18 protein-coding genes are annotated in these 19949 nt (G+C 65.0%); 6 read left to right on the top strand and 12 right to left on the bottom strand.

The window, feature by feature from the left end; translation table 11 throughout:
- Nucleotides 1–34 precede the first annotated feature (34 nt).
- Nucleotides 35–454: an OsmC family protein gene (locus tag K8I04_04245; GenBank protein ID MBZ0070926.1), complete on the bottom strand. Its 420-nt coding sequence runs from the start codon at nucleotides 452–454 to the stop codon at nucleotides 35–37.
- Nucleotides 455–579: 125 nt separating this feature from the next.
- Here K8I04_04245 and crp point away from each other — a divergent pair, with 125 nt between their 5' ends.
- The gene (crp, locus tag K8I04_04240) at nucleotides 580–1218 is read left to right on the top strand and encodes a cAMP-activated global transcriptional regulator CRP (GenBank protein ID MBZ0070925.1); all 639 of its coding nucleotides are present in this window, start codon (nucleotides 580–582) and stop codon (nucleotides 1216–1218) included.
- A gap of 303 nt (nucleotides 1219–1521) precedes the next feature.
- On the opposite strand, the gene trpC is transcribed toward crp, so the two are convergent.
- From trpC to rpe, 6 genes are all read right to left on the bottom strand, one after another.
- Entirely contained in the window at nucleotides 1522–2319 is a 798-nt protein-coding gene (gene trpC, locus K8I04_04235; protein MBZ0070924.1) for an indole-3-glycerol phosphate synthase TrpC, read from the bottom strand.
- 133 nt (nucleotides 2320–2452) lie between these two features.
- Nucleotides 2453–3469, bottom strand: coding sequence for an anthranilate phosphoribosyltransferase (gene trpD / locus K8I04_04230; GenBank protein ID MBZ0070923.1), 1017 nt, complete (start codon nucleotides 3467–3469; stop codon nucleotides 2453–2455).
- A gap of 402 nt (nucleotides 3470–3871) precedes the next feature.
- On the bottom strand, nucleotides 3872–4456 hold the full coding sequence (locus tag K8I04_04225) for an aminodeoxychorismate/anthranilate synthase component II (GenBank protein ID MBZ0070922.1): 585 nt from the start codon (nucleotides 4454–4456) through the stop codon (nucleotides 3872–3874).
- Nucleotides 4447–5946: an anthranilate synthase component I gene (gene trpE / locus K8I04_04220; protein MBZ0070921.1), complete on the bottom strand. Its 1500-nt coding sequence runs from the start codon at nucleotides 5944–5946 to the stop codon at nucleotides 4447–4449. Before trpE ends, K8I04_04225 begins: the two co-directional genes overlap by 10 nt.
- 99 nt (nucleotides 5947–6045) lie before the next feature.
- Nucleotides 6046–6723: a phosphoglycolate phosphatase gene (locus tag K8I04_04215; GenBank protein ID MBZ0070920.1), complete on the bottom strand. Its 678-nt coding sequence runs from the start codon at nucleotides 6721–6723 to the stop codon at nucleotides 6046–6048.
- Between the two features lie 97 nt (nucleotides 6724–6820).
- Nucleotides 6821–7513: a ribulose-phosphate 3-epimerase gene (rpe, locus tag K8I04_04210; protein MBZ0070919.1), complete on the bottom strand. Its 693-nt coding sequence runs from the start codon at nucleotides 7511–7513 to the stop codon at nucleotides 6821–6823.
- A gap of 152 nt (nucleotides 7514–7665) precedes the next feature.
- Between rpe and K8I04_04205 the strand changes: the two genes are divergently transcribed.
- Entirely contained in the window at nucleotides 7666–8529 is an 864-nt protein-coding gene (locus K8I04_04205) for an alpha/beta hydrolase family protein (GenBank protein ID MBZ0070918.1), read from the top strand.
- 8 nt (nucleotides 8530–8537) lie between these two features.
- Nucleotides 8538–8993 carry a CopD family protein gene (locus K8I04_04200; GenBank protein ID MBZ0070917.1) on the top strand — a complete coding sequence of 152 codons (456 nt, stop codon included), beginning with the start codon at nucleotides 8538–8540 and terminating at the stop codon, nucleotides 8991–8993.
- 475 nt (nucleotides 8994–9468) lie between these two features.
- On the opposite strand, the gene djlA is transcribed toward K8I04_04200, so the two are convergent.
- A complete protein-coding gene (gene djlA, locus K8I04_04195) occupies nucleotides 9469–10299 on the bottom strand; it encodes a co-chaperone DjlA (GenBank protein MBZ0070916.1) in 831 nt (276 codons plus the stop codon).
- A 21-nt stretch (nucleotides 10300–10320) separates the two neighbouring features.
- A complete protein-coding gene (locus tag K8I04_04190) occupies nucleotides 10321–10971 on the bottom strand; it encodes a MarC family protein (GenBank protein MBZ0070915.1) in 651 nt (216 codons plus the stop codon).
- Nucleotides 10972–11182: 211 nt separating this feature from the next.
- Here K8I04_04190 and K8I04_04185 point away from each other — a divergent pair, with 211 nt between their 5' ends.
- The 3 genes from K8I04_04185 (at nucleotide 11183) to K8I04_04175 (ending at nucleotide 12719) form a co-directional block, all read left to right on the top strand.
- Nucleotides 11183–11479, top strand: a complete 297-nt coding sequence (locus K8I04_04185) for a hypothetical protein (GenBank protein MBZ0070914.1) — start codon at nucleotides 11183–11185, stop codon at nucleotides 11477–11479.
- 157 nt (nucleotides 11480–11636) lie between these two features.
- The gene (gene nfi, locus K8I04_04180; protein ID MBZ0070913.1) at nucleotides 11637–12320 is read left to right on the top strand and encodes a deoxyribonuclease V; all 684 of its coding nucleotides are present in this window, start codon (nucleotides 11637–11639) and stop codon (nucleotides 12318–12320) included.
- A gap of 174 nt (nucleotides 12321–12494) precedes the next feature.
- Entirely contained in the window at nucleotides 12495–12719 is a 225-nt protein-coding gene (locus tag K8I04_04175; protein MBZ0070912.1) for a hypothetical protein, read from the top strand.
- Between the two features lie 67 nt (nucleotides 12720–12786).
- Here the strand turns inward: K8I04_04175 and K8I04_04170 are convergent, their stop codons facing one another.
- The 3 genes from K8I04_04170 to K8I04_04160 form a co-directional block, all read right to left on the bottom strand.
- On the bottom strand, nucleotides 12787–13554 hold the full coding sequence (locus K8I04_04170; protein ID MBZ0070911.1) for an ABC transporter permease: 768 nt from the start codon (nucleotides 13552–13554) through the stop codon (nucleotides 12787–12789).
- A 55-nt stretch (nucleotides 13555–13609) separates the two neighbouring features.
- Nucleotides 13610–14350, bottom strand: a complete 741-nt coding sequence (locus K8I04_04165; protein MBZ0070910.1) for an ABC transporter ATP-binding protein — start codon at nucleotides 14348–14350, stop codon at nucleotides 13610–13612.
- A gap of 566 nt (nucleotides 14351–14916) precedes the next feature.
- A complete protein-coding gene (locus K8I04_04160) occupies nucleotides 14917–19686 on the bottom strand; it encodes an SUMF1/EgtB/PvdO family nonheme iron enzyme (protein ID MBZ0070909.1) in 4770 nt (1589 codons plus the stop codon).
- Nucleotides 19687–19949: the final 263 nt, after the last annotated feature.

Raw genomic sequence — 19949 nt, 5'->3', positions numbered from 1 at the left:
GCGACAAGCAAGAGGGCGTGGCCGGGTGTCGCCCTCAGGGCGACTCGACTACCTTGAATTCATGGGTGATCTCGGCGGCCTTGCCGAGCATGATCGATGCCGAACAGTACTTCTCCGCCGACAGCCGCACGGCACGCTCGACCTGCTTTTCGCTCAAGCCGCGCCCGCTGACGATGAAGCGGACATGGATCTTGGTGAACACCTTGGGCGGTTCGGTGGCGCGCTCGGCCTCGAGTTCGACCACACAGTCCAACACCGGCTGGCGGGCACGTTTCAGGATATACACGACGTCGAAGGCCGTGCAGCCGCCCATACCGAGCAGCAGCATCTCCATCGGCCGGGGGCCGAGGTTGCGGCCACCGCTGTCCGGCGGCCCGTCCATCAGCAGCGCGTGGCCGCTGCCGGCTTCACCGATGAAGGCAGCATCCTCCACCCATTTCACCCGCGCTTTCATCGCCCCTCCGTGCCGTCGCGATTCCGGGGGAAGCCTAGCACAGATCATTCCCCCTGGACCTCGGGGCAATGGTATAGTATTTATTATCTTGGGTCCGCCAGAAGACCCGAGGCAACAGGATTGCCATGAGTATCATCAAAGCCAAAAACACCGGCAACCCGTCGATCGACCGCTTCCTGGAACACTGCCATCGACGGCGTTATCCGACCAAGAGCGTCATCATCTACGCCGGGGACGCACCCGATGTCCTCTATTACATCGTGGATGGCTCGGTCACCGTCCTGATCGAGGACGAGGAAGGGCGCGAGATCGTGCTCGCCTACCTCAACCGCGGCGATTTCTTCGGCGAGATGGGCCTGTTCGGCGAGAGCAGCAAGCGCAGCGCCTGGGTGCGCACACGCGCGGAGTGCGAACTCGCGGAAATCAGCTACGCCCGCTTCCGGCAGCTGGCCGAGGAAGACCCCACCATCCTGTTCGCCCTGGCCTCGCAGATGGCAGCACGCCTGCGCACCACCAGCCGCAAGGTCTCGGACCTGGCGTTTCTGGACGTGACCGGCCGCGTGGCCCGCACCCTGCTCGACCTCTGCAAACAGCCCGACGCCATGACCCACCCCGAAGGGATGCAGATCCGCATCACCCGCCAGGAGATCGGTCGCATCGTCGGCTGCTCGCGGGAGATGGTCGGCCGAGTGATGAAGAACCTCGAAGAACAGGGCCTGATCCGCGCCAAGGGCAAGACCGTCGTCGTGTTCGGGACGCGTTAGATCAGGTTCTAGGCTCTAGGTACTAGGTTCTAGGGAAAACCTTCTACCTCACCTTGGCCCTAGAACCTGGCACCTGGCACCTGGCACCTAGAGAACCTCTGCTTAATCCGTCGTAGCGTCATTGCGAGCGAAGCGAAGCAATCTCCTTCGACGGTAGATCAACGAGTTGGAGATTATTCGCTGCGCTCACCCCTGCGGGGCCGCCCTGCGGGCGTTCTGCGCTCGCAAGCTCGCTGGTGCCGCGTCGCTGCGCTCCTCGCAATAACGGATTAAGCAGCGGTTCCCTAGTACCTAGGATTTGGTCTACCCAAACAACTCCGCCAGCTTCTGCCCTGGATCGTCGGCTTTCATGAAGGCCTCGCCGACGAGGAAGGCGTGCACGCCGTGTGCGCGCATCAGGGCCACGTCCTCGCGGGTATGGATGCCGCTTTCCGTGACGATCAGGCGCCCCGGCGGGATCTTCGGCAACAGCTCCAGGGTCGTGTCCAGGCGCGTTTCAAAGGTCCGCAGGTTGCGGTTGTTGATGCCGATCATGCGGCAGGGCAGATGCAGGGCGCGGTCCAACTCCTCGGCATCATGCACCTCCACCAGCGCATCCATGCCCAGCTCAGCGGTCAACCCCGCCAGCTCCATCAGCAGGGCATCGCCCAGGGCCGCGACGATGAGCAGGATACAGTCGGCGCCCAGCGCGCGCGCCTCGTGGATCTGGTAGGGGTCTACCACAAAATCCTTGCGCAACACCGGCAGCCCGCCGGCCGCGCGGGCCTGACGCAAATCGTCGTCGGTGCCCTGAAAGAAATCGATGTCGGTGAGCACCGACAGGCAGGCGGCACCGCCCGCGGCGTAGCTGCGTGCAATCGCCGGTGGATCGAAGCGCTCGCGCAGCACCCCCTTGCTCGGTGAGGCCTTCTTGATCTCGGCGATGACGCCGGCCTGCCCCGCTGCGATGCGGTGTTCCAGCGCGGCGGCGAACCCGCGCGGTGCGTCCACCGCCGTGGTCTGCCGCCGGAGCTCGCTCAGTGGCACGCGCGCCGCACGTGCCGCGACCTCCTCGGCCTTGCGCGTGAGAATCTTCTGCAGAATGTCGGGGACGCCGGTCATGAATATCCTGAAATCGTAGTTGCCACGGAAGCACACAAAAACACACGGACGAGGTCACACGCCCCCTCAGACACCCGTACCGCCTGGAAGGGGGTGCACCCCCACGTAGGGTGCGTCGGCGCAGCGACGCACCCTACACGCGGTTGCTCACCCGCACCAGTGCCAGCAGTTTCTCGTACGCCGCACCGCTGTCGATCACGGCGGCGGCCTTCTCCACCCCGGCGGCCAGTGTATCGACCAGGTCCGCCGCATAGATCGCCGCGCCGGCGTTCAGTACCACGATATCGCGCGCCGGGCCCGGCCTGCCGGCCAGCACACCTTCGATGATCGCGAGGCTCGCCTGGGCATCGGCCACCTTGAGCGCCGTCATGTCGCCGCGCGGCAGGCCGAAATCCTCCGGCGCGATCTCATAGGTGACGATCCGTCCGTCCCTGAGTTCCGCAACCTCGGTCGGCGCCGCGACGCTGATCTCGTCCATGCCATCCCGCGAATGCACCACCAGCGCATGCACGCTGCCGAGCCGCTGCAGTACTGCGGCGATCGGCCGGACCCACTCGCTGCTGAACACGCCCAACACCTGATGCGCTGCGCCGGCCGGGTTGGTCAGCGGGCCGAGCAGATTGAACAGCGTGCGCACGGCCATTTCCTTGCGCGGCCCGACGGCGTGCCGCATGGCGGCGTGATGCATGGGCGCGAACATGAAGCCGACGCCTACTTCGTCGATGCAATGCCGCACCTGCTCCGGGTGCAGGTCGAGCCGCACGCCGGCCGCCTCGAGCAGATCGGCACTGCCGGACTTGCTGGAGACCGCGCGGTTGCCGTGCTTGGCGACCCGCCCCCCGGCCGCCGCCACCACGAAGGTGCTGGCGGTGGAGATGTTGAAGGTACTGCTGCCGTCGCCACCGGTGCCGACGATGTCGACCAGGTGCAGACCACCCATCTCGACCTTGAGCGCGAGTTCACGCATCACCGCCGCGGCGGCGGCCAGCTCATCGACCGTCTCCCCCTTCATGCGCATACCGAGCAGGAAGCCGCCGATCTGCGCCGGCGTCGCCTGCCCGGTCATGATGAGGCGCATGACAGCGGTCATCTCCGCATGACTCAGATCGCGACGCTCACTGATCGCGTGTATGGCTGACTGCATGTCCATCGTTGTCATTCTCTTGTTACCGCTATTACTGCTATTACCGCCAAGACACCAAGACTATGTTGGAACCGCCAAGGCGCCAAGACGCCAAGAAAATCTGTACGAACTGTAAAGGCGCGGCGATGCAGAAATCCTCAGTAGGCGCTGCTACCGCCACGACACCAAGATCATATTGGAACCGCCAAGGCGCCAAGACGCCAAGAAAACCTGTACGAACTGTAAAGGCGCGGCGATGTATAAATTTTCAGTAGGCGCTGTTACCGCCACGACGCCAAGATCATGTTGGAACCGCCAAGGCGCCAAGACGCCAAGGAATAATCGATACAAACCCATAACCAGCCTTTTTCATTTTTCTTGGCGTCTTGGCGCCTTGGCGGTTTTAAAACGGTCCTGGCGTCTTGGCGGTTAAACACGCCCCTCCAGGAAATTGCGCAGCAGGTCGTGGCCATGCCGGGTCAGGATCGACTCGGGGTGGAACTGCACGCCCTCCACTGCCACGGTCCGGTGGCGCACGCCCATGATCTCGTCGGGCTCGCCGTGCGCATCCTGGGTCCAGGCCGTGACCTCCAGACAATCCGGCAGACCTTCTCTGTCGATCACCAGGGAATGGTAGCGGGTCGCCTCGAAGGGGTTTTCCAGACCGTGGAAAACCCCGGTGTTCAGGTGATGGATCATGGAGGTCTTGCCGTGCATGATGGCGCGCGCGTGCACGATCCGCCCACCGAAGGCCTGGCCGATGCTCTGATGGCCGAGGCACACGCCGAGGATCGGGATCTTGCCGGCGAATGCGCGGATCACCGCCACCGACACCCCGGCCTCATTGGGTGTACACGGGCCTGGCGAGACGACGATGTGGTCGGGTTCGAGGGCAGCGATCTCGCCGATCGTAATCTGATCATTACGGTACACGCGCACGTCCTGCCCCAGCTCACCCAGGTATTGCACCAGGTTGTAGGTAAAGGAGTCGTAATTGTCGATCATCAGCAGCATGACACCACATCCAACCCGGCTTCGGCCATGGCCACCGCACGGAACATTGCGCGCCCCTTGTTCATGGTCTCGTTCCACTCATTACGCGGCACGGAATCACTGACGATACCGGCACCGGCCTGGATGTGCAGCTGACCATCCTTGATGACGGCGGTACGGATGGCGATGGCCGTGTCCATGTCGCCGTTCCAGGCCAGGTAGCCGACCGCGCCTGCGTAGACCCCGCGCCTGACCGGCTCCAGCTCGTCGATGATCTCCATGGCACGGATCTTCGGTGCGCCGCTCACCGTGCCGGCCGGGAAGGTCGCGCGCAACACGTCCAGCGCACTCATGCCCTCTTTGAGGACGCCGGTGACGTTGGAGACGATGTGCATCACGTGCGAATAGCGTTCGACGACCATCTTCTCGGTGAGCTGCACCGTGCCGGTCCTGGCGACGCGACCGACGTCGTTGCGGCCGAGATCGATGAGCATCAGATGTTCGGCGAGCTCCTTGGGATCGGCGAGCAGCTCGCGCTCCAGTGCCTGATCCTCGGCCTCGCTGGCGCCGCGCGGGCGGGTGCCGGCGATGGGGCGCACCGTGACCACGCCATCCTCGAGACGGGTGAGGATCTCCGGTGAGGAGCCGACGATATGAAAATCACCGAGATCCAGATAGAACATGTACGGCGAGGGATTCAGGCTGCGCAGGGCGCGATAGATGTCCAGCGGCCGTGAGCTGACCGGGATCGACAGCCGCTGCGACAGCACCACCTGCATGATGTCACCCTCGGCGATATAGTCCTTGCTGCGCACGACCGCGGCCTCGAAACCCGCCTGCGTGAAGCCCGAGACGAAATCGGCCTCGCCGACGCTGCTCGCCACCGGCTGCCCGTGCCGGGGCGCCGCACGGCGCAGCAGGTCGTCCAGACGATCGAGACGTGCCTCTGCCTGCACCAGGGCATCCGCTGCAGACGGATCGGCATGCACAACGATATAGAGCTTACCGCGCAGATTATCGAATACCACCACCTCGTCCGACACCATCAGCAGGATGTCCGGGGTGTCGAGTACATCGGGGAGCGGCTCGGGCCGGGCGCACTGCGCCAGGCGCGGCTCGATGTAGCGGATGGTGTCGTAGCCGAAATAGCCGACCAGACCGCCATTGAAGCGCGGCAGGCCTTCGATCTCGGCGACCCGGTAGCGTTGCTGGAAGTCCTCGATCCAGGCCAGCGGGTCCGCGACCTGATGTGATGCGGTGATCGCGCCATCCTGCAGCACGTCGATCTGCCGCCCGCGGACCCGCAGCACCGTGCGGCATGGCAGACCGATGATGGAGTAGCGCCCCCATTTCTCGCCACCCTGCACGGACTCGAACAGATAGGAGTACGGCCCGTCGGCCAGCTTCAAATAGGTACTGAGGGGGGTATCCAGGTCGGCGAGCACTTCGCGCGCGACCGGGATGCGGTTGTAGCCCTGGCGGGCCAAAGCGGAAAAACGCGTGGCATCCATGTAATCACCCTTGTGAATCGAAACCGGAACGAACGACAGCTGCGGCCTTCAGCCGCGCCATCGCCAGACCCGCATCGAATCGCTCAGGGTGCACATATCTCAAGCCGCCGCTTCGAGGAGCGGCTGGATCTCCGTCAGGGCGTCGAGCACCGCGTCCGGGTTGGACATGCGGATGTCTTCGCCGTGGTTGTAGCCATAACTCATACAGACGATCTGGAAGCCCGCGGCACGCGCGGCCTGCACGTCGCTGACCGAGTCGCCGATCATCAGTGCCTGCGCCGGATCGACGCCGAAGAACGCGGCGGCATGCAGCAGCGGCGCCGGATCGGGCTTCTTCTGCGGCAGGGTATCACCGCTGACGATGATGGAAAAGACGTCCGCCACGCCCAGCTCGGTCAGCAGTGGCACGGTGAACTGGGCGGCCTTGTTGGTCACGCAGCCGAGCCGGTAGCCCGCCGCCTGCAGATAATCCAGCCCCTCACGGACGCCGGGATACAGGCGGCTGCGCGTGGCGGTGTTGTCGGCGTACAGGTCCAGAAAGATCGGGTAGGCCCGCTGGAACTCGGCCGCGTCAGGCTCGCCATCGAGCTGATCGATGAGCGCGCGCGCCACCAGGCGCTCGACGCCGTTACCGACCCAGTCGCGCACCTTGGCCTCGCCACGGGCCGGCCGCCCGAGTGCGCGCATCATTTCGTCGACGCAGAACGTCAGGTCAGGCACGCTGTCCACCAGTGTGCCGTCCACGTCGATCAGGATCATGTGTGGTTTTTTCAGCATGAATCTCTGCACCCTGTAGACGCGGCCTTGGCCGCGAACAGGCTGACTCTCCGAATGTACTCGCGGCCAGGGCCGCTCCTACAGGGTATTGGGTTGTCTATTTGACGGCCTTCGCCAGCTCGTCGCGCATGGCCTTGACGACGCTGTCATAGCGGTTGGGATCCCCCTCTTTCGCGGCATTGAAGATGGCCGAGCCGGCGACGAAGGTATCGGCGCCCGCCGCCGCGATCTCGCGGATATTGTCGACCTTCACGCCGCCATCGATCTCCAGACGGATGTCGCGCCCGGAGAGGTCGATCAGCTTGCGTGCCTCGCGGAGCTTATCGAGGGTCGCCGGGATGAAGCTCTGGCCGCCGAAGCCCGGGTTGACCGACATCAGCAGGATCATGTCGACCTTGTCCATGACGTACTTCAGGTAGTCCAGCGGGGTGGCGGGGTTGAACACCAGGCCGGATTTGCAGCCTTCCGCCTTGATGAGCTGCAAGGTACGGTCGATGTGCTCGCTCGCCTCGGGATGAAAGGTGATATAGGTCGCGCCGGCCTTGGCGAAGTCGGGGATGATGCGATCGACCGGCTTGACCATCAGATGTACATCGATATCGGCCTTGATGCCGGCCTTGCGCAGGGCGTCGCACACCAGCGGCCCGATGGTGAGGTTGGGGACGTAGTGATTGTCCATCACATCGAAGTGCACGATGTCGGCACCGGCGTCCAGCACGTTCTTGACCTCTTCACCCAGACGCGCGAAGTCTGCCGAGAGGATGGAAGGGGCAATCTTGTAATCCGCCATGGTCTTGGCTCTCCGAATGCGTTGCCGGGGGCTCGTCCGAGCGCGTAAAGTTGCGCAATGTACCGTATCGCGGGCTGATTTTCAGCCTTCGTGCGCGACGGCCGGCAGTACCGGCCCGCACGCGGCGTGCGGGCCAGCGCAAGGGGACCACCATGAGACTGCAAAAACGCTTGAGCCTGCTTGTTTTTTTAGCGGCGATCACGGCGGCGGCCGGGGTCCGCGCCTCCGACACGGACAAGGAACAGCGCTGGGCCGATCAGATCGTCGATGCGCTGCTGGTCGGCGAGGCGGAATGGCTGGAGGCCGACGGCCACAAATTCCTCGCCATCTTTACGGAAGATCGGAGCGGCACCCCCAAGGGTGGCGCCATCATCCTGCACGGCATCGGCGTGCATCCCGACTGGGCGGAGGTCATCTACCCGCTGCGCACCGGGCTGCCGGACTATGGCTGGGCGACACTGTCCATCCAGATGCCGATCCTGCCCAACGAGGCCGGGGTACAGGACTATATCCCATTGATCGCCGAGGCGGGGCCGCGTATCCGGGCGGCACAAACCTTCCTGAAGACCAAGGGTATCGAGCCCGTTGCACTCATCGCCCACAGTCTGGGCGCCACCATGGCCAGCGCGACGCTGGCGGACCAGGGTGACCTGGGTCTGGGCGGTTTCGTCGCCATTGGCATGAGCGGCAGCGCGCTCGACCCACAGCTCGACACCACGGCTCAGCTCGCCAGGCTGGCACTGCCCATTCTGGACCTGTACGGTAGCCGGGACCTGGATACCGTGCTGACTGCGGTACCACCACGCGCCGCTGCCATGCGCAAGGCCGGCCATGGACGGTTCCGTCAGATCGAGGTCGAGGGCGCGGATCATTTCTTCGTCGGGCTGGACGATGAGCTGGTGCGCCGCGTGCGTGGCTGGCTGGAGCAGAACGTCACGGCCGGCGCCGGAAAGTCGCCCCGGAAACCGGCAAAACCCGCATCTCCTGCAAACGACAACGACAAGGCCGCACCATGAATAACCTCATGTCCCTGCTCTTCCCCTTGCATCTGCTGGCCGCCGTCGTCTGGGTCGGCGGCATGTTCTTCGCCTACATGGCGCTGCGCCCGGCAGCGGCGACCGTGCTGCCGCCGCCGCAGCGGCTGCCGTTGTGGACGCAGACCTTCCGGCGCTTCTTCCCGTGGGTGTGGATCACCGTCGTGCTGTTACCGGTCACCGGCTACGGGATGATCTTCGGCGCACTCGGCGGCATGGGTCAGGTCGGCCTGTACGTGCATCTCATGCAGGGCCTGGGGTGGCTGATGATCCTGCTCTACATGCACCTGTACTTCGCGCCGTTCCGGCGCCTGCAGCGCGCCGTGGTGATCGAGGACTGGCCGGCCGGCGGCGCCGAGCTCGCCCGTATCCGCCAGACCATCGGCATCAATCTCATCCTGGGACTGATCGTCGTCGCCATCGCCGGCGGCGGGCGGTATCTCTAAAAAGCGACTTCAACCGCAAAGGACGCAAAGGCGCGCAAAGGAAAATCATCAACGAGTACTGAACCCAAAACTTATTTCAGCCACGGAAGCACACGGAAATACACGGAATGCAAAACCCACTGCATCCCCATCTTCCGTGTATTTCCGTGTGTTTCCGTGGCAAATACGGGTTTTGGGTTTATTTCAGAATTTCCTTCGCGCGCCTTTGCGTTCTTTGCGGTGAAAATCCGGTTTTTGAATTCCTACCCGGCCTCAAACCCCAAACCCCACTTTTACCGCAAAGGACGCGAAGGGGCGCAAAGGTAGATCATCAACGACCGAAAGAAGCTCATTCCAACCACGGCGGCACATGGAAGGTGGGGACGTGGCAGATTTTGCATTCCGTGTCCTTCCGTGTGTTTCCGTGGCAAATCTGGTTTTTGGGTTCTTTAGCAGAATTTCCTTCGCGCACCTTCGCGTCCATTGCGGTAAAAAATCACCTGGTCCCGCGGGCCGCCTTGACGGTCTCATAGGCGGCCTTGATCTCCTGGGTCTTCTCGGTCGCCAGCGCGATCATCTCCTCGGGTAGCCCTTTGGCGACGAGCTTGTCGGGATGATGTTGATTCATCAGCCGCCGATAGGCCGTCTTGATCTCGGCGTCGGTGGCAGCGCGCCCTACGCCCAGCACCTGGTAGGCGTCGGCCAGGCGGTCGCGCGAGGGCGGCGCGCCGGGACGCGCCCCCCACGAACCGGCGCCGGCACCCGCGCCGGCACCCGTGAAGGTGCGTGCGGCGCGCACCAGCGCCTCCAGGTGGGCGAACTCCCGGGCGCTGAAGCCGAGCCGGTCGCAGATGTGCCGGAGCACACGGTCCTCCTCGGCATGGATGGCGCCGTCGGCGTAGCAGGCATGCAGTTGGATCTCGATGAACATCTGCAGGAGATGCCGCCGGCCGCGACATTCGCGGCGGAACTGGTCGAGTACGGCGTCCAGATCGAAGTCCGGCGCCTTGCCTTCGTCGAACAAGCGGATGGCGGTACGACGCATGTCGGCACCGAGCTGCATGCGCGCCATCACCGATTCGGCCAGCCGGATCTCGTCTTTCGTTATCTGCCCGTCGACCTTGGCGAGATGCCCCATTACGGCGAAGGTCGCAGTGAAGAAGGCCGTCTGCACCCGTTCCTGGTCGCCGGGATCGGCGCCGAGCAGACCGATGCGATCGATACCCTTGTCGAACCGCCGGCCCAGTGCCGCGCCCAGCAGCGCCCCCAGCGGACCACCCAGAAGAAAACCGAAAGCCCCACCCAGTGCAGTACCCCACCAACCCACGCTATGCTCCCCTCGCCGTTGTCAGCCGATGCCCGCGTCATGCAGCACGGCGATCACCCCATCGACCATGAATTGTACCGCCAGGGCCGCCAGCAGCAGTCCGAACAGACGGCCGACTACATTGGTCCCGGTCTCGCCCAGCAGACGCAGTAACCGTCCCGACAGCAGCAGCGCGAACCAGGTCATCACCAGCACCAGGCCCAGCATCGCCATGACCACGGCCAGTACGAGCGGCTCATCGCGGTGCCCGGACGACAGCAGCAGAATAGTGGTCAGTGCGCCGGGCCCGGCCAACAGCGGAAACGCCAACGGGAATACCGAGATGTCCTGGCGATGGCCCGCCTCATGCAATTCGACCCGGGTCGTCGACCGCAGCCCTGAACGGCGCGCGAATACCATCTCGACCGCCAGCAGAAAGAGCAGGCTGCCACCCGCAATGCGGAATGCCGGCAGCCCCACACCCAGGGCGACGAGCAGAGGATCGCCCACCAACGCAAACACCACCAGGATGGTGGCGGACAGCCACACGGCCCGGGTCGCGACACGCCGGCGCGTCGCGTCGGACAGGTTCGCCGCAAGCGTGCCGAATACCGGCGCGATACCGATCGGATCAATGGTGACGAACAGCAGCAGTAAACTGTTCACCCCCGTTTCGAGCAGCCCATTCATCATCTCACGTCCGCTTCAGCGCACCCCGTCCGACCATCGCGGCGGTGCCCTGTCGGAGCCGCCATTACTTCGACACGCAGTGTATTCCCTGCGCGGGATCATACGCTTGCAATCTACCTGGGAACAACGCACGGCATTGCTTGCCAAGGCCCGGCGATACCCCTATAACTACCCTGTCCGCTGGAGACGTTGGGCAGCGCAGGAGACTACCGACATGGCGACCGAATACGAACCGCGCATCGGGGATTGGTATCGCACGGCGACCGGCGACAACTTCGAAATCGTCGCGTTGGATATCGACGATGACACGGTGGATCTTCAGTATTTCGACGGTACGGTCGAGGAGATCGACCTGGACACCTGGTACGCACTCGATCTCGAGGCCATCGAACCGCCGGAGGACTGGTCCGGCTCGCTGGATATCGAGCGCGATGATTACGGCGTCGACCTGGAACTGCGCGGCAGCGACCAGCGGGGCAATCCACTGGACAGCTTCGACCGCGAAGAGTGAATCCGCCTTTGCCTCGTCGGGTTTGTGGTTGAGCCGCCATCACCTTGCCCGCCACCCTGCCCGCTATCCTGACAGGCATCTTCTATACTGAGACATGACCTCGCTACCGGCGCCGGATCGGACGTGTACCGTCGGCGGTGCCGCGAATGGATCGCCCATGAGAAACGAGCAGCTGGACAACCTGCATCCCTGGCATGTCACACCCGCCTACGCGCGTCTCATCCAGGCGGAACTGGCCCCCGAGGTCGAGCGCAAGGATCGTCTGGGCAGGATCCGGCATGTGGCCGGCGTCGACATCGGTTTCGAAGATGACGGTCGGACCACACGAGCCGCGGTGGTGATCCTGCGCCTGTCCGACCTGGCGCTGGTCGAACAACTCGTCGTACGCCGCCCGACCTCGTTCCCCTATGTCCCGGGCCTGCTATCGTTCCGCGAATTACCGGCGGCACTGCGGGCGCTGGCGCAGGCCCGGATCGATCCCGACCTGATCCTCTGCGACGCCCAGGGCTACGCCCACCCGCGGCGTTTCGGTCTGGCCTGCCACCTCGGCATTCTCGCCGATCGGCCGACCATCGGCGTGGCCAAGCGACGCCTGATCGGCGAGTTTCAGTCCCCGCCGCAGGTACGCGGCGCCTGGACGCCGCTGATCGACCACGACGAGATCATCGGTGCGGCGGTGCGCAGCCGTCCGGGGACAGGCCCCCTCTTCGTCTCGAGCGGCCACCGCGTCGGGCTGGAGACGGCCATCAAACTCGTCATGGCATGCGTCACGCGCTATCGCCAACCTGAAACCACACGCCGGGCCCACCACCTCGCCTCGCATCCGGAACGCGCCCACTGAAATTCCTTATGCCGGCATCAGGCACGGCGGATATACCGATTAAAAGGCTGTTTTTCAGCGTTGTTGCGCCATGATCAGGAGCAACTCCACACAGTGTTAAACGTTGCCCTGAGGGCGCCGCTACTCTAGGGTACGAGGTGAAGACGGCACTTCCGCCGTCACAGGAGGTGAACCATGGTGAAGGTCTACGATATGGTCACTTACGAGGTCGATACAGCGGGCGACGAGCTGTCTGTCATCCAGAACTCCCCGGCACGCAGTACCGGCCATACGGACCTGTGTCTGGCGATCGGTCTGTCGCCGTCGGGACACGCGCCCCCCCGGCGTGAAGACCCGTTACCGCCATCGATGCGGGGTGTCGACATCACGGCATTCCTGGCCGACATCGACGCGAGCTGACCTCCGCGACCCGACGTGACGCGCCTGCGGACCCCGGTCCGCAGGCGTTTTTGTGTCCGCGCAGGCGTCACTCGCCGATATGCAGCAGGGTCCCATGCCGGCGCGCGACCTGAAAGGCATAGAGAAACAACCCAATCCCGACCGAGATGTACAACAGGTTCAGGCCGATGGCCGCCGCCAGGTGATCGTAGCGGACCTGATGCTCCATCAGCACCGCCCGCATCCCCTCGAAGACATGGCTGGCCGGCAGCGCCCAGGCCACGGGGTGCAACCATTCCGGCAGGGTCGCGATCGGGTAATAGATCCCACTCACCGGCGCGAGCGCAAAGATCGCCACCCAGGCCAGTGCCTCGGCACCCAGCCCGTAGCGCAGCACCAGCGCCGCCACCATCAGACCGATGGCCCAGCCCATGACCAGCAGATTGAAGAAGAAGCCCAGCAGCGGCAGCCCCAGCGAGAAGATGGAAAACCCGAACAACGGTATCGCCAGGGCGGCGGCGGCACCGACACCCACGAGCGTGCGGATGAGGCTGATCACGAGCAGTGCACAGATCAGCTCATAGGGCCGCAGCGGGCTGACGAACAGATGGCCGAGGTTGCGTGAATACATCTCCTCGAAGAAGGCCAGCGACACACCCAGCTGACCACGGAACAGGACGTCCCACAGCAGCACCGCCGCCAACAGCACGCCGGAGGCCTGAGCCAGCCAGCTGCTGTTGGTGACGAAGAACTCGGTGATGAAACCCCACAGCACCAGTTGCACGGTCGGCCAGTAGAACAGCTCCAGCACCCGCGGGCCGGAACTCCGCAGCAGATAGAGATAGCGCAGCACCATCGCGCCGACCCGGCGCAGGGCGAACGACGTCGCTGTGGTGGTCAAACCCGAGCCCTCAGGCCACGCCCGCCGGGGCGCGGGCGATATCCAGAAACACCTCTTCCAGCGTGCCACGGCCGTAGCGCGCCAGCAGGCCCGCGGGCGTCCCGCGATCCACCAGGCGCCCGGCACGTAGCATGATCACATCGTCACAGATCCGCTCGACCTCGGGCATGTTGTGCGACGCGAGCAGCAGCGTCGCACCACTGCGGCGCTGATAGTCCAGCAGATAGCCGCGGATGCGGTCGGCGCTGTCCGGATCGAGCGATGCGGTCGGCTCGTCCAGCAGCAGCACCTCCGGCGTATTCAGCAACGCCTTGGCCAAGGACACGCGCGTGCGCTGACCCGCCGACAGTGTCCCGTACGGCCGTTTGAGGAACGCACCGATATCGAGGTCGTCAGCCAACTCGGCGAGCCGGCGGCGGACCCGCGGGATGCCGTAGAGGTGCGCGTACACAGACAGATTTTCGGCCACCGTCAGACGCTGCGGCAGATCGACATAGGGCGAGGAGAAATTCATGCGCCCCAGCACCCGATAGCGGTGCGCGAGCATGTCCTCACCAAGGATACGGATGCTGCCGGCCGACGGCGTCAACAGCCCCAGCAACATGGACAGCGTCGTGGTCTTGCCGGCGCCATTACCACCCAGCAGCGCGCAGGCCGAGCCGTATGGCACAGCAAACGTCAGGTCCTTGACCGCATGGATGTCGCCAAAGCGCTTGCTGAGATGTCCGACTTCAATGGCCTGCCGCTGCATGCCGGCAGCATGCCAGTCGCCGGGAGACGAGACAAGGTTCTTGGGGAGTGAGGGGTGAGGCGTGAGGCGTGAGGGGTGAGGAGTGAGGTGTGAGGTGTGAGGTGTGAGGTGTGAGGTGTGAGGCGTAAAAGACAAACCCTTATTGGCCACGGAAACACACGGAACAACACGGAAAAAATAATAATGTAAAAGCCCAGTGCTCAAACTGAGCGATCACTGGGCGGGGTCTGTCGATTAAATTCTGCTGTGTAATCCCGGTGCTCATTTGGGGCCTATGCCTTGGTGGGGCATCAAGATACTGCCTGCTGCACCGGGCCATTACCTTCGGCGCGTCGCGACGCCGCAGCACCATGTACCGGGGCTAAGGTGCGAGACCCGCATTATGGCCTTCCATGACCAGGGTTCTGTGCAAGGCTCCCAGAGGTCGCGTCCACAACTGTCACGTTTTACCCGCTGACTCCGAACGGGTTTTGCAATAGCATTTTTCCGTGTTATTCCGTGTGTTTCCGTGGCCAATAAGGGTTTTTCGCCTCACTCCTCACGCCTCACCCCTCACTCCTAACGCCTCACAGATCACGCGCGATCCGGAAACCGACATCATCCGCGGTCGCGGCGACCGAGCGTTGATCGCGCTTGCTGAAGTGCACGGAGGTGGCGGGGCTGTTGAAACCGCCGCCGCGGAGCACCCGGCCGGAACAGTCCGCCGACACCCACGCGCGGCCATCCGCAGGGGCCCCTTCGTAGTTTGCGTGATAGCAGTCCTGGATCCACTCGGCGACATTGCCGGCGGTATCGTAGAGGCCATAGGGATTGGGAGCGAAGCTGCCGACCGGCGCAGTGAAGCGCGCATCCCACGTGCTGCCGCAGTTGAAACAGTTGGCGTGCCCGTTGCCGCGCGGGTACGGGGTACTGCGGCCGCCCGCGGCGGCGTACTCCCATTCGGCCTCGGAGGGCAGGCGATAGCGCTTACCGGTCTGCTCGGACAACCAGTGGGCGTAGGCGGTGGCGTCCTCCCAGCTGACGTTGATCACCGGACGGTCGCCGCGACCCCAGCCTTCGTCATCCGACAGCATGCGCCCCGTGGCCCGCGCGAAGGTATCGTATTCATCAAATGTCGTCTCATAGCGTCCGATCGCGAAGCGCTGCAGCCGCACCTCATGCTGGGGACGCTCATCGAACTCCAGTGAACTGGCGCTGCCACCCATCGTGAAAGTCGCCGCCGCAATCTCCACCAGCACCGGTCCCGAACCACCGCTGAGGAACTCATCGCGGAAGGTCCGCACTATGGGTGGAGTCACCGCGGCGATCGGGTCGACCTGTGCCGGCTCCGCTACGGGCTCCGCTACGGGCTTCGGTACAGGCTTCGCTACGGGTTTCGTCACCGGCTTCGCCGCGGCCTTGATCTGCTCGTCTTCCACCGGCGCGGGCTGCGTCATCTTCTCTGCGGCCGGCGGCGGGGCGGCAACCGGCGGCTCAATGGCGACGATACCGGACAGCACATCCAGACCACCGCCATACCAGAACAGGCCGGCGGCACCCAGCAGGCCGATCAGCAGACCGACGGCCAGCCCGGCCCACAGACCACCACCTCGGGTGGGTTCCGGCCGGGCCGGCGGCACGCCGGGTGGAGACACCGTGAGCGATGGCCCGGTCTGAGCGCCCTGTGTACGCTGGTCCTCGATCTGCCGGCGCAGCCCGGACACCTCCTGCTGCGCTGCATCGCGCAACCGCAAGGCATCATCGATACGGACCTGTACATCCGCCAGCTGGATGCGCAGGGCATCGAGTTCGTCACTCGGGTCCGGTTGGGACTGGCCGGCTGCAAAGGCCTGCTCCCGCCATTGCTCGGCATCGCTGTGTGCGGAACTGGCCTCCTCGCGGGCCTCGTCGAGCAACATGCGCAGGCGGGACAGCTCATTGTCGGCGGAGGACTCCGCACGGGCCTTGCGCGCGATGTCGAGCTCTTCCTGCAACGACGCCATCTGCCGACGGGTGGCGTCGATATCGGCAGACGTCACCATCCGCAACTGCTCGAGTTCGGCGGTCAGCGCCTGGCGCTGCGTCTCTGCCTCGTCGCGCACGGCTGCAACGGTGTCCTCCAGCGCGCGCCGCTCCCTCTCGTTCTGTTCCAGACTGTGACGGGCGGCGTCGAGATCGGTCTGTACCCTGTCAAGCTCTTCTGCCGCCCGCACCAGCGCGGCATCCCGTTCGGACTGATCCGCTGCCGCGAGATTGTGTCGCAGGGACTGCTCACGGGCCAGGGCGGCCCGGGCACCATCCAGATCGGATTTGAGATCACGCAACTGTACCCCAAGCTCGGTACGCAGCCGCTCTTCGGCCTGCGTCACGGCCTGCTGCCGCTCCCGCTGCGCCTGCTCCAGCTGTGCCTGCGCCTCTTCGGCCGCCGCGGACATCTCCGCCAGTCGCGCCTCGATCTCGGTCCGGGCGGTGCCGGCTTCCTGGATGAGTTCCGCCTGACTCGCCAATTCCCCGTGCAGGCGGTCACGCTCCTCTTCGAGTGCCGTCAGTCGTGCCGCCTGCCCCGCCAGCTCGCCGGCAGCGGCCTGGGCGTCGTGGAGCGCCTGCTCCAACCCGGCAATGCGTGCTGTCTCCGCCGCTGCGTCCGCCAGCTGCCGCTCGTAGGCTGCAATCGCATCCTGCTGCGTGGCCCCCTGATCGGCCAGCGCCCGTGCATGCGCCGCCGCAGCCTCCGCCAGTTGCGCTTCGAGCTCTGCCCGAGCCGCTTCCAGGTCGGCACGGGCCACCTGTAGCTCGGCCTGTAGTGCCGCATGCTCGGCCTCCAGATCGGCACGTGCGCTGGCCCGGCCGGCCTCGGCGTCGGTAAGACCTGCCCGCTCCTCGGCCCATGCGGCCTGGGCCTGTTCGAATTCCACCCGGGCGGTGTCCAGCTCACGGCGTACCGCCTCCAGGCGGCCCTCGACAGCGTCGGCCTGGGCCTGCGCCGTCTCTTCCAGCTCGGCAATGCGCGCTGCGGACTCTACCTCCGCGTCCGCCAGACGCCGCTCGTAGGCCGCAATGGCGTCCTGCTGCGTGGCCTCCTGGTCGGCCAGCGCCCGTGCATGCGCCGCCGTGGCCTCCGCCAGCTGCGCTTCGAGCCCTGTCCGAGCCGCTTCCAGGTCGGCTCGGGCCACCTGCAGCTCGGCCTGCAGTGCGGCGTGCTCGGTCTCCAGGTCGGCGCGTGCGCTGGCCCGACCGGTCTCGGCGTCGGTAAGACCTGCCCGCTCCTCGGCCCATGCGGCCTGGGCCTGTTCGAATTCCACCCGGACGGTGTCCAGCTCACGGCGTACCGCCTCCAGGCGGCCCTCGGCAGCGTCGGTCTGGGCCTGCGTGGCCTGTTCCAGATCGACCACCCGAGCCTGGGCCGCGGCGGTCTCGGCCTGCAGCCGGACCAGGGTGTCCTGCAGCACCGAACGTTCCTGCTCGGTGGCCGCGACAGTGGCCCGCATGGTGTCCAATTCGGCGGCCAGCCGCTGCGCCTGCTCACCGCCATCGCTTGCCAGCTGCTGTGCGTGCCCTTGTGTCTCGGCGAGTGTCCGCTGCAGGGCGTGGTGATCCTCACGCAGCTGTGCCAGCTCGGTGGACGCCGTGGAGAGCTGCTCCTGTACCTCGCGCGCAGCCGCCTCGGCCGAGGCCTTGGCCTCTTCCAGCAACTCGCGCTCACTGCGCTGCGCCTGCAGCTGTTGTTCGAGGGGTTCGAGTGCGGCGATGCGCTCCCGGAGTGCTGCCAGTTCGGCAGCTGCGTCGGTGTGCGCCTGTTCATTTCCAGCGACAGCGGCCTCGAACTGTGCGCGCTGCTCGTGCAGCGCGCTGATCTCGGCGCGCAACGCCGTTTCGCGCTCACGCCGCTCCGCCACCTCGGCCTCGAGTGCCTCGGCCTGTTCACGGCTCGCCTTATCCGCCTGCCGGAAGCCACGCAGCTCCTCTTTGAGCCGCTGCATCTCGACCGACAGGGCGGTGCCTTCGGTGCGTGCCTCACTCAGTGTCTGCTCCAGCTCGAGCGTCTGTTCGCGGGCGGTCGTGCGCACCTGTTCCAGCTCGCCCTGCAGCTCGGCAAGCCGGGCCTGGGCTTGATCGCGCGCCGCCTCAGCGGCCGTCTGTGCGGCCTGGAGTGCCTCGATCCGTGCCTCCAGCTGGGTCGCGGTCTCGGCAGATGCCGCCGCACCTTCAGGTGGTGCTGGTGCCGGGGTCGGGACCGACCGCAGTGTCACGACCGGCGCGGGAGGCGTGTCCGGCAGTGCGCCGCCCGGTGTCGGTGCATCACCGATCTGGGCCTCCGGCGGTACGGAGGCGAATCCGTCTTCCAGCACGAACACGTCGAAACCGCGCTGCCCCAGGATGAAGGCGGCACTGGCACTGCGGCGGCCGGTATCACAACAAACGATGTACTTTCTGGTGCGCGCCAGCGAGTTCGCCTCCAGCCGCAGGGCCGACAGCGGGATATTGCGGCTGTCGGCGATGTGGAAGTTCTCGAACTCGCCGGGCAAGCGCACATCCAGCAGTTCCGCACCCTTGGTGAGCAGTGCTCGCGCTGCCTCAAACTTCACCTTGGCCAGCAGCGGTTCTTTCAGGAGCTCGTTGAAATTCGCTTTGGCCAGGCGCATGAGCACGCCGTCGGTCAGCATGGTGACAGTGGCATTGCGCTTGGCGTCCGAGACCAGGGCGTCCTCGCCGAAGGCGTCTCCATCCGTCAATTCCGCCAACTTCACCTCCTTGGCGTTCTGGGATGGTCGCCGGGTCACCATGCAGCGACCGGTCTTGATGATGTAGAAATAATCGCCCTCGCCCCCCTGCTGGATGACGATCTCGCCGGCGCGGACCGGCATGGACTCCACACTCATCAGGAGCCGCTGGATATTCGAGGGTGGGAGCTTCAGAAAGGCCTGCGACTGCAGGATGCGGGTCATCCAGTCGCCGTCTTCGTCATCGTCGATCTCGGCCACCTCGTACCCGGATGACTGATCCCAGGTGAGCATGATGTCGAGCAGACTGGAGTCCACGCGGGCGACGATCACGCTGGTCTTGGCTCGCGCGGTGACCTGGCGCGGCTGCTGCTGGGCCACGGGATGGCGGGCGGCATCGCTGCCGGCCTTGACCATACCGACAATGTCGTTGCCGGCGAGCAGATTGAGTTCGCCCTTGAGCAGATAGACCGACTGGTTGTCGCGCTCGCCTTCCTTGAAGACCACCCGGCCGGCGCGGTACTCATCCACCTGGGTCTTCTGCATGACCTCGTTGAAATGCGCCGGCGAGAGCGCATTGAAGGGCACGAGGACTTGAAGGGATTTCTTATCGATGCTTTTGGGTGCCGCACTCATTCCAGACCAACCGTTTGGAATTCCTGAAAATCAATCCTTTAGTGCGAAGGATGTGCCTGAAGACTCTAACGGGGGCTAGCGGCCGGCGACGGCCGATGTTTAAGCCCGAACGGGCCACCGACACCGGGGCGCCGCGTACCGTTGCGGGCCGCTCCGCCAGTGGCTCGGGGGCTACACCGGAGGTACCGCGTCGCGCGGACGCTCACGCTTCCGACATGACTTTGCCTCATCGGCATGACGGTCCGCAGCTCCGCATGCGGCGT

The sequence above is a fragment of the Gammaproteobacteria bacterium genome, from assembly GCA_019911805.1.
Lineage (GTDB): Bacteria > Pseudomonadota > Gammaproteobacteria > Thiohalobacterales > Thiohalobacteraceae > JAHJQQ01.
Note: the sequence above shows the minus strand (reverse complement) of the source record. Positions and strands in the feature narration are given on the sequence as shown.

Bases quoted from the DNA above. Each gene is read 5' to 3' on its own strand.
- K8I04_04245 (MBZ0070926.1), bottom strand. From the start codon at position 454: ATGAAAGCGCGGGTGAAATGGGTGGAGGATGCTGCCTTCATCGGTGAA.
- crp (MBZ0070925.1), top strand. From the start codon at position 580: ATGAGTATCATCAAAGCCAAAAACACCGGCAACCCGTCGATCGACCGC.
- trpC (MBZ0070924.1), bottom strand. From the start codon at position 2,319: ATGACCGGCGTCCCCGACATTCTGCAGAAGATTCTCACGCGCAAGGCC.
- trpD (MBZ0070923.1), bottom strand. From the start codon at position 3,469: ATGGACATGCAGTCAGCCATACACGCGATCAGTGAGCGTCGCGATCTG.
- K8I04_04225 (MBZ0070922.1), bottom strand. From the start codon at position 4,456: ATGCTGCTGATGATCGACAATTACGACTCCTTTACCTACAACCTGGTG.
- trpE (MBZ0070921.1), bottom strand. From the start codon at position 5,946: ATGGATGCCACGCGTTTTTCCGCTTTGGCCCGCCAGGGCTACAACCGC.
- K8I04_04215 (MBZ0070920.1), bottom strand. From the start codon at position 6,723: ATGCTGAAAAAACCACACATGATCCTGATCGACGTGGACGGCACACTG.
- rpe (MBZ0070919.1), bottom strand. From the start codon at position 7,513: ATGGCGGATTACAAGATTGCCCCTTCCATCCTCTCGGCAGACTTCGCG.
- K8I04_04205 (MBZ0070918.1), top strand. From the start codon at position 7,666: ATGAGACTGCAAAAACGCTTGAGCCTGCTTGTTTTTTTAGCGGCGATC.
- K8I04_04200 (MBZ0070917.1), top strand. From the start codon at position 8,538: ATGTCCCTGCTCTTCCCCTTGCATCTGCTGGCCGCCGTCGTCTGGGTC.
- K8I04_04190 (MBZ0070915.1), bottom strand. From the start codon at position 10,971: ATGATGAATGGGCTGCTCGAAACGGGGGTGAACAGTTTACTGCTGCTG.
- K8I04_04185 (MBZ0070914.1), top strand. From the start codon at position 11,183: ATGGCGACCGAATACGAACCGCGCATCGGGGATTGGTATCGCACGGCG.
- nfi (MBZ0070913.1), top strand. From the start codon at position 11,637: ATGAGAAACGAGCAGCTGGACAACCTGCATCCCTGGCATGTCACACCC.
- K8I04_04175 (MBZ0070912.1), top strand. From the start codon at position 12,495: ATGGTGAAGGTCTACGATATGGTCACTTACGAGGTCGATACAGCGGGC.
- K8I04_04170 (MBZ0070911.1), bottom strand. From the start codon at position 13,554: ATGGTGCTGCGCTATCTCTATCTGCTGCGGAGTTCCGGCCCGCGGGTG.
- K8I04_04165 (MBZ0070910.1), bottom strand. From the start codon at position 14,350: ATGCAGCGGCAGGCCATTGAAGTCGGACATCTCAGCAAGCGCTTTGGC.
- K8I04_04160 (MBZ0070909.1), bottom strand. From the start codon at position 19,686: ATGAGTGCGGCACCCAAAAGCATCGATAAGAAATCCCTTCAAGTCCTC.